This window comes from Aquihabitans sp. G128 (genome assembly GCF_019048865.1).
Taxonomy (GTDB): Bacteria; Actinomycetota; Acidimicrobiia; order Acidimicrobiales; family Iamiaceae; genus Aquihabitans.
On sequence record NZ_CP077604.1, the window covers coordinates 2,312,016 to 2,325,448 of the forward strand.

Annotated in this window: 10 protein-coding genes and 1 pseudogene; 5 read left to right on the forward strand and 6 right to left on the reverse strand. The window is 74.5% G+C overall.

Translation table 11 applies throughout. The annotated features are described in order from the left end of the window. Nucleotides 1-975 (reverse strand): hypothetical protein, encoded by a 975-nt coding sequence (locus KSP35_RS11075; protein ID WP_217001780.1) that lies wholly within the window; start codon nucleotides 973-975, stop codon nucleotides 1-3. Between the two features lie 149 nt (nucleotides 976-1,124). Between KSP35_RS11075 and KSP35_RS11080 the strand changes: the two genes are divergently transcribed. Next, nucleotides 1,125-2,099, forward strand: a complete 975-nt coding sequence (locus KSP35_RS11080) for a lysylphosphatidylglycerol synthase transmembrane domain-containing protein (RefSeq protein ID WP_217001782.1) — start codon at nucleotides 1,125-1,127, stop codon at nucleotides 2,097-2,099. Continuing rightward, nucleotides 2,096-2,956, forward strand: a complete 861-nt coding sequence (locus KSP35_RS11085) for a phosphatase PAP2 family protein (protein ID WP_217001784.1) — start codon at nucleotides 2,096-2,098, stop codon at nucleotides 2,954-2,956. Before KSP35_RS11080 ends, KSP35_RS11085 begins: the two co-directional genes overlap by 4 nt. Nucleotides 2,957-2,993: 37 nt before the next feature. Here the strand turns inward: KSP35_RS11085 and KSP35_RS11090 are convergent, their stop codons facing one another. Genes KSP35_RS11090 through KSP35_RS11105 form a run of 4 tightly spaced genes read right to left on the reverse strand, consistent with a single transcriptional unit; the run spans nucleotide 2,994 to nucleotide 7,520 of the window. Then, nucleotides 2,994-4,145, reverse strand: a complete 1,152-nt coding sequence (locus KSP35_RS11090) for an amylo-alpha-1,6-glucosidase (protein ID WP_217001786.1) — start codon at nucleotides 4,143-4,145, stop codon at nucleotides 2,994-2,996. Further along, complete coding sequence (locus KSP35_RS11095; RefSeq protein WP_217001787.1) at nucleotides 4,142-5,647, reverse strand: glycosyltransferase family 39 protein; 1,506 nt, start codon at nucleotides 5,645-5,647, stop codon at nucleotides 4,142-4,144. Before KSP35_RS11095 ends, KSP35_RS11090 begins: the two co-directional genes overlap by 4 nt. Then, a complete protein-coding gene (locus KSP35_RS11100) occupies nucleotides 5,644-6,711 on the reverse strand; it encodes a DUF2332 domain-containing protein (RefSeq protein WP_217001789.1) in 1,068 nt (355 codons plus the stop codon). Before KSP35_RS11100 ends, KSP35_RS11095 begins: the two co-directional genes overlap by 4 nt. Nucleotides 6,712-6,716: 5 nt before the next feature. Beyond that, entirely contained in the window at nucleotides 6,717-7,520 is an 804-nt protein-coding gene (locus KSP35_RS11105; RefSeq protein ID WP_217001791.1) for an adenylate/guanylate cyclase domain-containing protein, read from the reverse strand. 90 nt (nucleotides 7,521-7,610) lie between these two features. Between KSP35_RS11105 and KSP35_RS11110 the strand changes: the two genes are divergently transcribed. The 3 genes from KSP35_RS11110 (at nucleotide 7,611) to KSP35_RS25840 (ending at nucleotide 12,294) form a co-directional block, all read left to right on the forward strand. Continuing rightward, nucleotides 7,611-8,894, forward strand: a complete 1,284-nt coding sequence (locus tag KSP35_RS11110) for an SLC13 family permease (RefSeq protein WP_217001793.1) — start codon at nucleotides 7,611-7,613, stop codon at nucleotides 8,892-8,894. A gap of 122 nt (nucleotides 8,895-9,016) precedes the next feature. Further along, on the forward strand, nucleotides 9,017-10,918 hold the full coding sequence (dxs, locus tag KSP35_RS11115; protein ID WP_217001795.1) for a 1-deoxy-D-xylulose-5-phosphate synthase: 1,902 nt from the start codon (nucleotides 9,017-9,019) through the stop codon (nucleotides 10,916-10,918). Between the two features lie 194 nt (nucleotides 10,919-11,112). Further along, a complete protein-coding gene (locus KSP35_RS25840) occupies nucleotides 11,113-12,294 on the forward strand; it encodes a type IV toxin-antitoxin system AbiEi family antitoxin domain-containing protein (protein ID WP_371748972.1) in 1,182 nt (393 codons plus the stop codon). Here KSP35_RS25840 and KSP35_RS11120 read toward each other — a convergent pair. Next, nucleotides 12,284-13,430: pseudogene (locus tag KSP35_RS11120) on the reverse strand (cystathionine gamma-synthase). The gene KSP35_RS25840 and the pseudogene KSP35_RS11120 sit on opposite strands and share 11 nt — an antisense overlap. Between the last annotated feature and the right edge of the window lie 3 nt (nucleotides 13,431-13,433).

Consider the following 13,433-nt stretch of genomic DNA (forward strand, 5'->3'; position numbering starts at 1 on the left):
CTAGTTGCCGCCGGCGAGGATCGACGGGTCCAGCTCGCCGACCTCCGACGCCGGCGGGATGGCGATGTCGACCGGGACGTCGAAGTCGTAGAGCTCGACGGACATCGTCATCGGCGCGCCGTCGAGCTCCTCGGACCCGGTGCCGAGCGAGGAGAAGTCGAACCGCATGGTGAACTTCCGCACGTAGCCGTTGCCGTCGACCCAGGCCTCGGCCGGGATGGTGGGCAGTTCGGCGCCGTCGCCGCCCAGCTGCTCGAGCTGCCGCTCGAGCTCGTCCTTCTCGGCGCCGCTGGCCTCCGAGATCAGCTTGGCGAGGTCGAGGTTCGCCTTCACGTGGGTGGTCTCGACGCCGCGCAGCTCCTCCTGGCCCACCTCGGAGACGTCGCCTGCCCCTTCCAGGAACTTCAGGAACGCCCCGGGGTCGGTCTGGGCGCTGCCGCTCAGCGCGCCGCCCTCGTCGAGCGCCTCGGCGTCGATCTTCTGCCAGGGCTTCGAGCTCTCGCCGAGGGAGGCGAAGAGCGGCGAGCGCAGGTACACGGTGGTGCCGTCGACCACCATCTCCACCTTCCCGGCGCCGGCCGGCAGGTCCGTGGAGCCGGACCCGGTCCCCTCGCCCAGGGAGCCGAACACGTCCCCCATGTCCAGGGTCATGTGGGCCCGCTCGGCCTCGTTGTCGGTCTCGCCCTTGGCGGTGATCTCGAGGCCGCCCACCATGGGCACGCCCTCGATGGCCATGGTCATGGCCACCTTCTGGGACTTCAGCTCGGTGGTGGCCGCGGCCGCCTTGCGCAGCGAGACCGCCCCGCCGGTGCCCTCGTAGGAACCCTTGGCGGGGGCAGGAGCGTCCGTGGCGGTGGGCGAGCCGGACGAGAGCCGACCGGCGCCGTCCTGGGCCGAGACGCCGCAGCCGGCGGCGCCGAGCGCCACCACCGCGGCGAGCACGCCGAGCGAGCGACGAAGGGGAGAGCGTGACATCGGAAGACCTCCGGGATGGGTGTCGAACGGCCGTGGTACCCCCCGCGGGGAGGTCGCGAACCCTGTTCGACGATCGTACTGGCGGGCGTTCGGACGAAGGGGTGCCGAGTAGGGTTCCCGGCACCAGCGACCACCTCTCGGACCCCACCGTGCACCTCTCCAAACCGCAGCTGATCATGGCGGCGCGCCTGGTCATCAGCGCGCTGCTGCTGGTGGTGCTGGTGAAGAAGATCGGCACGAACTGGTCCGACGCCATCCCCGATCCCACGGCCCACACCTTCGCCTGGCTGGCCGGCGCGCTGGTGCTGACCTTCGCCGGCGTCGTGCTCTCGGCGGCCCGCTGGAGCGCCGTGCTGCAGGCGCTCGACCAGCACCCCCCGTTCCGCCGGCTGCTGTCGCTGTACTTCGCCGGCCAGTTCATGGGCAACGTGCTGCCCAGCACCATCGGCGGCGACGCGCTGCGGGTGTCGCGGCTGTCCAAGGACACCGGTGAGGGCCCCACCACCTTCGCCTCGGTGGTCCTGGAGCGGCTCACCGGGTGGCTGGTGCTGCCGGTCATCACGCTCATCGGGCTGGCTGTGAACCCCGGGCTGCGGGAGCTGGGCCGGGCCTCGGCGCTGGCCTTCGGCGTCGCCGCCGGCACCCTCACCCTGCTGGTGCTCGTGGTGGTCCTCACCACCCGGGCCGGCGCCCCGCTCGAGGACAAGCTGGACAAGAACGAAGGCTGGCGCCGCTTCACCAGCGCGGTCCGCTTCGGCATCCAGCGCCTGGTGCACGAGCCGGCGGCCACCGCCCGCATCCTCGCCACCGGCTTCACCTACCAGCTGATCCTCATCGGCTCGGCGCTCATGGCCGCCCGGGCGCTGAACCTGCCCTCTGGCGCCGGGCCCACCGCCCTGCTCGCCTTCGTGCCCGCCGTGCTCACCGCCCAGGTGCTGCCCATCTCGATCTCGGGGCTCGGCGTCCGCGAAGGTCTGTTCGTGCTCTTCCTCCACCCGCTCGGCGTGCCGCAGTCGCAGGCCATCGCCCTCGGGCTCCTCCTGTACCTGCTCAACCTGGTGGTCAGCCTGTTCGGCGCCCCGGCGTTCGCCGTCGGGAACCGGAAGGTGCCCGCTCCCGCATGACCGACACCACCACCGAGGCGGGCACCGGCGCCACCGCCGTGCCCGCCCGTGCCCCGCGGCTCCAGTGGTGGCGCGAGGTCGCCATCGCCATCGGCTTCTACCTCGTCTACTCCTACGTCCGGAACCGGTTCGGAGCCGGTCCGGAGTCCAAGGACATCGCCTTCCGCCACGCCCGGGGCGTCATCAGGGTCGAGAAGGCGCTCGGGCTCTGGTTCGAGCCCCGCCTGCAGCGCTGGTACCTCGGCCTGCCCGGCCACGGCTGGGTCCGGGCCTGGAACGTCTTCTACGGCACCGCCCACTTCTTCGTCACCATCGGCCTCCTGGCCCTGGCCTTCTGGAAGGTGCCGGAGCGGTACCGCTTCCTGCGCACCATGCTCGCCGGCACCACCGCCCTCGCCCTGTTCGGCTTCGCCAGCTACACCCTCATGCCGCCGCGGCTGCTGGACGCGAGCTCGGAGTTCGGCGCCTGCCGGGGCCAGGCCGAGGGCTGCCACCGCTACGGCATCATCGACACCATCGACCACTACGGCGGCATCTGGAAGTTCAGCCAGGGCGAGGTGGCCCAGCTGTCCAACCAGTACGCCGCCATGCCCAGCCTGCACTTCGGGTGGTCCACGTGGTGCGCCATCACGCTGGTGGTCATCATCGGCAAGGGGCGGCTGCGCTGGCTGGCGTTCCTGTACCCGGCCGCCACGCTGTTCTGCATCCTGGTGACCGGCAACCACTTCTGGCTCGACGCGTTCTTCGGCGGGGTCGCCCTCACCGGCGGCTACGGCGTGGCCCGGGTCTCCCAGCGGCTGCACGAGCACTGGGCCGAGCGGGGCGCCGATCGCGCCACCGCTCCCGCCGCCACCTGACCGGGCCCAGGCGCTGTCCGCCGGCCCGGCCGGTCGGTCAGCCGGCGTCGCGCTCGGCGGCCAGGAACGACAGCACGGCGCCGCTGGCCCAGGCCTGCACGGGCTGGGAGACGGTGAGCGCCACGGGCGTGGTCCCGTGCACGGCGTAGAGCTCGGGGATCAGCTCCAGCCGGCACAGGGCGTCGAGCACCGCGCCGCGGACCCGGGCCGCGTCGTCGTGGCGGCCCAGGGCCCGCAGGCCCTCGTGGATCACCCAGTTGTCGTGGGGCCACACCGACCCGCGGTGGTAGCTGTCGCCGTCGAAGTGGGCATCGGCGGTGGAGTGGGTGCGGATGCCGGCCGGGGTCCAGAGGTCGTCGCCGAAGAGCCGGTCGGCCACCAGGGCGGCGTGGTCGGCGTCGACGATGGGCGTGCCGAGCAGGTGGCCGGCGTTGGAGGTGACGATGGCCGACACCGCACCGTCGCCGCCGATGGCCAGGGCGTAGGTCTGCTCGCCCTCCATCCAGAACGCCTCGTGGAACCGCTGGGGGCTGCCTCCCGCGGCGGCCGGGGCGGCGACGCCCAACCGGTCGAGGACGGCGGCGGCCTCGGCGTAGTAGCCCTGCGCCTCCACCAGCGACACCGGGGCCACGATGGGCACCGCGCCGAGGTCGGAGTCGCGCCAGCCCTGGTGCAGCAGGCCGGCGGGGTTGCGGCGCTGGTAGGCCACGAAGTCCTCGACGCCGATGCGCGCCGCGCCCGCCATCCACCGGCCGGCCGCCGCCAGCTGCGGCGCCACCTCGTCGACCAGGGCCCGGTCGCCGGTGCGGAGGGCGTGCTGCTCCACCAGCCGCACCCACCAGGCGGTGGCGTCGATGCTCCCGTAGTACGGGAAGCCCCAGCGGCCGTGCTTGCGCAGCTCCAGGCGCACGAGGTCCTCGAGGCGCACCGGCACCTCGTGGGCGATCTTGCCGGGCTCCTCCTCGCGCCGCCGGTCGAACACCTTGCCCTGGCGGACGGCGAGGGCCCGGATGGTGGCCGCCGCGATCGTGGGGTCCTCGGGCAGGAGCTGCCAGGCCGAGATGCACGCGTCGCGGCCGAAGAGGCGGGCGAACCGGGGCAGGCCGGCCTGCAGCCAGCCCTCGGGCGAGCGCAGGGCGGCGAGGTCGCCGCGGGCCTTGGCCTCGAGCTGGTCCCGCGTGAACGTCACCGGTCGAGGCCGCGCAGGCGGTACACGGGGATGTCGTCGATGGTGGCCACCCGCTCGTAGCGCTCGTCGAGGAGCCGGGTGAGCGAGGGGAAGCGGGCGATGGGGAACCACTCGCCGCCACGCACCCGGGCGGCCGACGTGTCGAACACCAGCGCCGGCGGGTGGGCGCGCAGGCGGGCGATCCAGTCGCGGTACAGGTCCACGTCGGGCACGTCGGCCTCGCTGGCGGCCCGCGGCCGGCGCCCTCCGGAGTAGCCGGTGACGAACTCGGTGTGGGTGAAGCCGCCGGCCGGCTGGCGATCGGCCCGCCAGTAGATCTCCGGGACGTTGCCCCACACGAGGATGTCGTCCGACGACCGGCTGTGGGCCCGGGCGTAGGCAGCGACGTCCTTCGGGTAGGCGGGCTTCGGGTCGAGGCCCATGTGCCAGCCGAGGCCGGCGGCCACCACCGGCGCGCCGAGCGCCCACACCAGGGCCGCCTTGGCGACCACCGGCCGGGCCAGGGCGGCCCCGCGGCCGGCGAGCAGCGCGACCGCCGGCAGCAGCTGCACGAGGTAGTGCGGGAAGAAGCGGAAGCCGGCCGCCACGCCGAGGCAGGACGCAGCCAGCAGGAGGTGGGCGTCGATGGCGTCGCTCCGGCGCACCGAGCCCACCGCGGAGGGCTCGACGGCGACGGGCAGCCGGGCGACCAGCGCCAGGAGCCACGCGCCGCCCCAGAAGCCCAGGGCGAGCAGGACCATCCAGAGGAGCCGTTCGAGGGCGAAGCCCACGTCGGACGGATCCATGGCCAGGTAGCCGCCGGTGCCGAGCAGCGACCACTCGACCACCTTGGCGAACCCGAACGGGATGGTGAGCACCAGGCCCGCCACGCCACCGGCGACCAGTCCCTCGGCCACCCCGCGCCACCGACGGGTCTGCCACCAGGACCACGCCACCGGCACGATGGTCACCGCAGCCGGCTGCTTGCAGAGCACGGCCACCGCCAGGGCCACGCCGGCCCACGCCGCCCGTCCCCGGGCGGCCGCCACCACCGCCACCGTGATGGGGAGGAGGGCGAAGAGCTCGAAGTTGGCGGCCTGGGCGTCCATGGGGCCGAGCGCCGAGGCGCCGAGGACCACCACCAGCCCCGCCGCCCAGCCGGCCCGCACGCCCCAGCGGCGACGGGCCTCCGATGCAGCGACCAGCGCCGAGGCGAGGATGGCGAGGGCGATGACGACCCGGACCGGGCGCAGGTCGCCGCCCCCGAAGAGGGCGTAGAGGGCGAACGGGAGCGGCGGCTTGCGGTCGATGACGCCGACGTAGAGGGAGCCGCCCTGGGCCAGCTCCCGGCCACCGACGCTCAGCGTGGCCTCGTCGGTGTTGAACAGGCGGGTGGTCAGCAGGCCGGGGAGGCGGGTGAGGAGGACGGCGACGGCCAGCACCGCAGGCTGGGCCCAGGCCCGCTCCCACCGGGTCCCGGTGCCTGCGGCCTGCCGATCGGGAGCCGCTGCGAGGGCGGTCACGCGGAGACCGGCCGGGCGAGCTGCCACGCGACCGGCGGCCCGTGGAAGGCGCTGGTGGCGAGGAGCTCGGTGGCCCCGCGCGGCCAGGTGGTGAGGCGGGTCTCGGCCCGGTCGCCGCCGGGCTCCATGCGCAGCCAGGCCAGCGGGGCGTCGTGGGAGGCCCGGGCCCCGGCGTCGTCGAGCAGCGCCAGGAAGGCCCGGCGGTCGTCCGGCGGCAGGTACTGGAAGACGATCGAGTGGACCACGACGGTGAGCGCACCGGGGCTCGGCTCGGCCAGCTGGGCGTCGAGCCACGAGACGGCATCGGCCCGGTCGACCGCCACGGGGTGCTCGCACGCCACCGCGATGGCGGCGTCGAGCCGGGCCCGGCGGGGTGGCTGGTCCGGCCAGACGTAGGCCCGCAGGCGCAGCCGACCTGCGGGGGTGGTGGGGTCGATGGGGTCGAGGTCGCAGCCGCGGCGGCTGGCCACCACGAGGTCGACGTCGAGGTCGGGCGCCGCGCCCAGCCACGGCTCGACGAACCGCAGGCGGCTCTCGGCCGGCCCGAACGCCTGGTCCCCGGCCTCGTAGCGGAACCGGTCGAAGCCCAGGTTCAGACCGGCGCTGGCCCCGACCTCGAGCACCCGCAGCGGCAGCCCGGCCCGGGCCAGCTCGAGGTAGCCGCCGAGGAGGGCGACGCTGCGCCCGACCTCGTTGGTCTGCACGCCCAGGTCGAGCAGGCCGACGACGCGGTCCTCGTGGCGGGCGACCGCGGCCACGAACAGCGACCCCACGGCCGGGCCGTGCTGGCCACCGGCCGACGGGTACTGCGACGCCAGGTCCGGCTCGGCCCCCTCGAGCACCAGGAGGTGCACCGCGGCCAGGAACCGGAGCAGGACGGCGTCGCCGAACGGGGCGTCGGCCAGCGGGGCCAGCACCCGGGCGCAGGTGCCGCCGGCGACGACGTCGGAAGCCACCGCGTCGAGCACGTCGGCGTACAGCGGGCTGCCGGCCATCTCGCAACCGGAGCGCTGCGTCTCGATGGTGTCCAGGAGGGCGCGCAGGCCCGGGGGGTCGTGGCGCACCCGGCTCATGGCAGGTCGCGCTCGATGCGGCACAGCGACATCGGCTCGACGCCCTTCAGGCGCGCCCGCCGGGCCCGACCGAAGCGCACCCCGGCGAGCGGGGCGACCTGCTCGCGCACGTCGACCGACGCCAGGACCATGTGGCCCTTGGCCTCCTCGGTGATGCGGGCGGCGACGTTCACCACGTTGCCGAACAGGTCGTCGTGGGTCATGACCGCTTCGCCCACGTGCAGGCCGGCCCGCAGCTTCAGCGGCGCCTCCACGGCCTCGACCAGCTCCAGCGCGGCGAGCACCGCAGCCTCCGGCGCCGGGAAGGTGAGCATCAGGCCGTCGCCGAGGCGCTTGACGATGCGCCCGCCCCGGCTGCGCACGATGGGCCCCACCACCCGCTGGTGGCCGGCCACCAGGGCGGCCGCCACCTCGTCGCCGTGCTCGGCGGTGAAGCGGGTGAAGCCCTCGAGGTCGGTGAACATCACGGTGATGGGCGCCGGCGCCGCCGGGTCGGCCGCCTCGGCCCGCACCAGCGACAGGCCCTGCAGGGCGCTCAGGCCCACCGACGACAGCACCGACGGGCGCTGCTCCGACGAGCGCTCCAGGAACCGCTGCACCATCTCGGTGGGCGGGGCCGTGCGGAACGGGTTGCTGCCCGGCGCCTCGAGCCACGCCCGGTCGATGAGGCCCACGTCGGCGGCCTGGGAGGCCCACGCCGGATCGCTGCGGATGAGGTCGGCGAGGCGCTCCGAGACCGAGCGTCGCAGCGACGCCAGCGCCTGCTCGCCCACGACCTTTGCCCGCTCGACCGGTGCCACGCCGGTCATGGTAGGTGCGCCCTCGCCGCCGCCGAGCCTCGGCCGCGGCGGCACCCACGGGTGACGGCCGGCGGTCCGTACGATCCCGACGTGCCCTCGTTCGCCCTCCTCGCATCCCTGGGCGTCCTGGCGGCGGTCCTGGTGGCGGTGGTGCGGGCCCCGGGCGGGCGCCGCGAGGTGGTGTGGGCGGCGCCCGCCGCCGCGCTGGTGCTGGCCACCGGGCTGGTGGGCCGCCACGAGGCGTGGGAGGCGCTCGACCGGCTGGCCCCGACGCTGCTCTTCCTGGCCGCCATGTTCGTGATCTCGAAGGTGGCCGACGCCGCCGGGCTCTTCGCCGTGGCGTCGGGCGCGATCGGGCGAGCCGGCCGGCGGGGACCGGGTGCCCTGCTCGCCACCGTCGCGGTCGGCGCGGTGGTGGTGACGACGGTGCTCAGCCTCGACGCCACCGCGGTGCTGTTCACGCCGGTGGTGGTGGCCGCCGTGCGGGGTCGACGCGACCGGGACCGCTCCTTGCTGGCGACGGTGTTCCTGGCCAACGGCGCCTCGCTGCTGCTCCCCGTGGCCAACCTCACCAACCTGCTGGCCTTCGAACAGCTGGGGTTGACCTTCCCGGCCTTCGCCTCCCGCATGGCCCTGCCCACCGTGGCCGCCGCCGTGGTGATCACCCTGGGCGCCCGGTTCCTGGCCCCGGCGGCGGAAGCCCCTGCGGCGAGGGCCCTCGGGGACGGGCCCGACGCCGGTGGCGCGGGCGCCGACCCGAGCGAGGCGCCGGCCACCGACGAGGCGTGGTGGGCCGGCGCCGGCCTCGTGGTGCTGCTGGTCGCCTTCGTCACGGCCTCGCTCGTCGGCATCGAGCCGGCCCTGGTGGCCGCCGCCGGAGCGGTCGTGCTCGGCGCGGTGGCGTGGCGGCGCCACGTGGTGGCCCCGGCGGTGTTGGCCCGGGCCGTCGATCCGGCCTTCCTCGCCTTCGTCGCTGCGCTCGGCATCGTCGTGGCCGCCCCGGCCGAGCAGGGCCTGACCCGCTTCGTGGCCGACCGGCTGCCCGACGGGCACGGCCTGGCGGCGCTGCTCGCCGTGGCCTTCGGCGCCGCCCTCCTCGCCAACCTGGTGACCAACCTCCCGGCCACCCTGGTGCTGCTCCCGGCCCTCGCCGGCCGGGGGCCCGGCCTCCTGCTCGCCGCGCTGATCGGCGTGAACATCGGCCCGAACCTCACCATCACCGGTTCGCTCGCCACCCTGCTCTGGCGTCGGATCGTGCGGGCCGAGGGCGTCGAGCCGCCGCTGCGCTCCTTCGTGCGCACCACCGTCCTGACCACCCCGCTCGCCATCGCGGCCGCCACCACCGCCCTGTGGGCCACCGGCCGCTTCCCCTGACGGCGGCAGCCGCCGCCGCGATCGGAGTTCCGGAGCCTGCGGGGGTAGGTTGGTCGACCGGGTACGGCTGCGCCACCGGCGAGCCCGTGGCCCGCACCCCGTCCTCCGGAGGCCGTCCGCCGATGCTGTTGGAATCGATCGAATCGCCGGCCGACCTTCGTGTGCTCGACGAGCAGCAGCTCACGGTCCTGGCCGCCGAGATCCGGGCCCAGATCGTCTTCTCGGTGGCGAAGAGCGGCGGCCACCTGGGCTCCAACCTGGGCGTCGTCGAGCTCACCCTCGCCCTGCACCGCGTGTTCGACTCGCCCACCGATCGCATCCTGTGGGACACCGGCCACCTGGCCTACGTCCACAAGATGGTCACCGGCCGCCAGGCCGAGTTCGACACGCTGCGCCAGGAGAACGGGCTCTCCGGCTACCCCAGCCAGGCCGAGTCCGAGCACGACTGGATCGAGAACAGCCACGCCACCACCGCGCTGTCCTACGCCCACGGGCTGGCCATGGCCGAGGACCTGCGCCTCGACGCCGCCCGGGCCGCAGGCGAGGTCACCGAGCGGCGCGAGGTGGTGGCGGTCATCGGCGACGGCGCCCTCACCGGCGGCATGGCCTACGAAGCGCTGAACAACCTGGGCCACAGCGGCCGCAAGGCCATCATCATCCTCAACGACAACGGGCGGTCCTACGCCCCCACCGTCGGCCGCCTGACCTCCACGGTCTCGCGGGTGCGGCTCGACCCCCGGTACCTGCGCCAGCGGCGCCGGGCCGAGGAGATCGTCCGCCAGCTCCCCATGGTCGGCCAGCACGTGGCGTGGGGCCTGGCCGGGGCGCGCGCCGGGCTGCGCGAGATGTTCGAGCCGCCGATCTTCTTCGAGACGCTCGGCGTCCGCTACAGCGGCCCGTTCGACGGCCACGACATCGCCCGCATGGAGGAGGCGCTGCGCAACGCCGCCGAGTTCGACGGTCCCGTGGTGGTCCACGTGCTCACCACCAAGGGCAAGGGCTACCCGCCGGCGGAGCAGGACGAGGAGCAGCGCCTCCACGACGCCAAGGTGTTCAACCCCGAGGTCGGCCCGCAGCCGTCCGGGGTGCCGGCCAAGCCCAGCTACACCGGCGCCTTCACCGAGGCCATCGTGAAGGAGGCCGAGGCCCGGCCCGAGCTGGTGGCCATCACCGCCGCCATGCCCGGCTCCACCGGCCTGCTGCCCTTCGAGGAGCGCTTCCCGGACCGCTTCGTCGACGTCGGCATCGCCGAGCAGCACGCCGTCACCGCGGCGGCCGGCATGGCCATGGGCGGCCTCCGCCCGGTGGTGGCCATCTACTCCACGTTCCTCACCCGGGCCTTCGACCAGGTCAACCTCGACGTGGGCCTCCACGGCCTGCCCGTGGTCCTCGCCCTCGACCGGGCCGGCATCACCGGCGACAACGGCGCCTCGCACCACGGCGTGCTCGACCTCGTGCTCCTGTCGAAGGTGCCGGGGCTGACCATGTTCGCCCCGTCGTCCTACCAGGAGCTGCAGGTCATGCTGCACGACGCCCTGGAGCTGCCCGGCCCGTCCTCGCTGCGCTGGGCCAACACCCCGGCGCCGGTGGTCGAGGAGCACGAGGTCGGCCACGGGCTCCAGGCCCGCAAGGCCCGCTCCGGCGGCGACGTGTGCCTGGTCGGCGTCGGCAAGATGCTCGGCCCCTGCCTGGCCGCCGCCGAGCTGCTGGCGGCCGAGGGCATCGAGGCCACCGTGTGGGACCCCCGCGTGGTCAAGCCGCTCGACCCCGAGCTGCTCGCCGACGCTGCCTCCTTCGACCACGTCCTCACCGCCGAGGACGGCCTGCGCGAGGGCGGCATCGGCTCCGCCATCGCCGCCCAGGTCGCCCGCCTCACCGCCGGCACCGGCCGCACCCCCCGCGTCGAGGTCTGCGGCACCCCCACCGAGTTCATCCCCCAGGCCAAGCCCGACGCCATCCTCGCCCACCTCGGCCTCGACCCCGAGGGCCTCGCCGCCTCCACCAAGGCCCTCCTCGACGCCTGAGCCCTCTCCCCATTCCGGTCCGGTTGCGGGCCGGATTCCTGTCACGAGGGGTCGCTCTGCGACCCCAGACGACGGGAATGGACGGGAGTGCTGGATTCCTGTCACTGCGGGTCGGATGGCGACCCCGGGCGACAGGAATCGGCGGCACCGAACCCGCGACCGAGGTCTCGACAGCGAGCCGACCAGCGGCCAACATGGCCGACGCGCCCGGGCTCGACGCCGGGTGCAGCCACCTTCCCCGTTCGTGCCGCGCACCCTCCGGGTGCCGCCCGTCGGAGGTGGACGTGTCAGAAGCAGCGCTCGTTCGGGTCGCCCAGACCCAGCACGGGCTGATCAGTCGACGCCAAGCGCTCGAGGCCGGCGTGTCGACGGAGGCCATCAAGCGGCGCCTGCGGACCGGCCGCTGGCTCCTGTGCGGGCGCGGGGTGTACTGCGTCGGCGGCGCACCGACCACCTGGCACCAACAGGTGCTCGCCGCCTGCCTCTCGGCCGGGCCCGACGTCGTGGCCAGCCATCGAAGCGCCGCCCGGCTGTGGGGCCTCGTCAGCGCCGATGGTCGGATGGAGCTGACCGTCGCCGGCGAGCGTCGGGTGCGCGTCCCTCGGACCCGCGTCCACCAGTCGATCCTCCTCCCCGCACTCGATCGAACCACCTGCGACGGCGTGCCCACGACGACGGTGGCTCGGACGCTGGCCGACGTCGCCAGCCACCAGGACGCACAGACCGTCGGGCTGTGGATCGATGGTGCGATCCGTTCGGGGAGGCTCGACCTGCTCGACCTCCGGAGCTGCCTCGCCCGCCTGTCCGGCCCCGGACGACGGGACCTCCGACCGCTGCGCAGCGCGTTGGAGCGGCGCCTCCCGGGCTGGGACCCAGGTGATTCCGAGTTGGAGGCTCGCGCCCTGCGCGCACTCGACGACGCCGGCCTGCCCGCCCCCGTCCAACAGCATCCCGTCCGCCGCCCAGACGGCGAACCCGCGCTCATCGACCTCGCCTACCCGCCGCAACTCGTGGCCATCGAGACCGAAGGCTGGGAGCACCACGGCACGCGGGGCCTTCGAGCGCGACCGCATCCGGCGCAACGAGCTCACCCTGCTCGGCTGGGACGTCTACCAGTTCACGTGGGACATGTCCGACGCCCAGTTGGTTCGGACGGTCCGCACGGCCCTCGAGCGAGCCGCCCGCCGTGGCCCTCGTCGTTGACCTGCGCCGATCGACCCCCGAACGACAGGAATCCGGTCTCGACGTTTCCCGTCGCCCGGGGTCGCATGGCGACCCTCAGTGACAGGAATGCGGGTGGACCACGAGTTCCTGTCGGCTGGGGTCGCATGGCGACCCTGAGCGACAGGAATCGGCCGCCGGGGGTCAGGGGGTGAGGGCTTGGGTGAGGTCGTCGAGGAGGTCGGCGGGGTCTTCGATGCCGACGGAGAGGCGGACGAGGTCGGCGGGGACCTCGTTGGTGGTGCCGGCCACCGACGAGTGGGTCATGCGGCCGGGGTGCTCGATGAGGCTCTCGACCGCGCCGAGTGACTCGGCGAGGGTGAACACGCGGGTGCGGGCGCAGACGTCGAGGGCGGCCTGCTCGCCGGCGGCGAGGCGGAACGACACCATGCCGCCGAAGCCCGACATCTGGCGGGCGGCCACGTCGTGGCCGGGGTGCGTCGGCAGGCCGGGCCAGCGGACCTCGGCCACCGCGGGGTGGTCCACCAGCAGCGCGGCGACGGCGGCCGCCGAGGCGGAGTGGCGCTCCATGCGCAGGGCGAGCGTGCGGGCCCCGCGGTGGACGAGGTAGCAGTCGAAGGGCCCGGGCACCGCGCCGGCGGCGTTATGCAGGAAGCCGACCCGCTCCGCCAGCCGCTCGTGCGAGGAGGCCACGAAGCCGCCGACCACGTCGCTGTGGCCGCCGAGGTACTTGGTGGTGGAGTGGACCACGGCGTCGGCGCCGAGGGCGAGCGGCTGCTGGAGCGCCGGCGTGGCGAACGTGTTGTCGACCACCACCACCGCGCCGCGGGCGTGGGCCAGCTCGCAGACCGCGGCGATGTCGACGATGGCGAGCAGCGGGTTGGTGGGCGTCTCCACCCACACCATGCGGGTCTCGGGTCGCCAGGCGGCGGCGACGGCATCGAGGTCCGACAGGTCGACGGTGTCGATGCGGGTGCCGGCCGGGGCGTGGACCTGCAGGGCCAGGCGGACCGTGCCGCCGTAGGCGTCGTTCGGCATCAGCACGTGCTCGCCGGGGGCCACCGTGCGCAGCAGGGCGTCCTCGGCGGCCAGCCCCGAGGCGAAGGCGAACCCGTTCGAAGCGCCCTCCAGCTCGGCCAGGTGGGCCTCCAGCGCAGCGCGTGGGGTTGCCGGAGCGGGCGTACTCGAACCCACGGATGCCGCCCACGCCGTCCTGGGCGAAGGTCGACGCCACGGAGATGGGCGGGACCACCGCCCCGGTGACGGGGTCGGCGGGGCCGGCGCCGTGCACGCAACGGGTGGCGAAGCCTCGCCCGGTCAGGTCGTCCATGGG

Bases quoted from the DNA above. Each gene is read 5' to 3' on its own strand.
- KSP35_RS11075 (WP_217001780.1), bottom strand. From the start codon at position 975: ATGTCACGCTCTCCCCTTCGTCGCTCGCTCGGCGTGCTCGCCGCGGTG.
- KSP35_RS11085 (WP_217001784.1), top strand. From the start codon at position 2,096: ATGACCGACACCACCACCGAGGCGGGCACCGGCGCCACCGCCGTGCCC.
- dxs (WP_217001795.1), top strand. From the start codon at position 9,017: ATGCTGTTGGAATCGATCGAATCGCCGGCCGACCTTCGTGTGCTCGAC.
- KSP35_RS25840 (WP_371748972.1), top strand. From the start codon at position 11,113: ATGGCCGACGCGCCCGGGCTCGACGCCGGGTGCAGCCACCTTCCCCGT.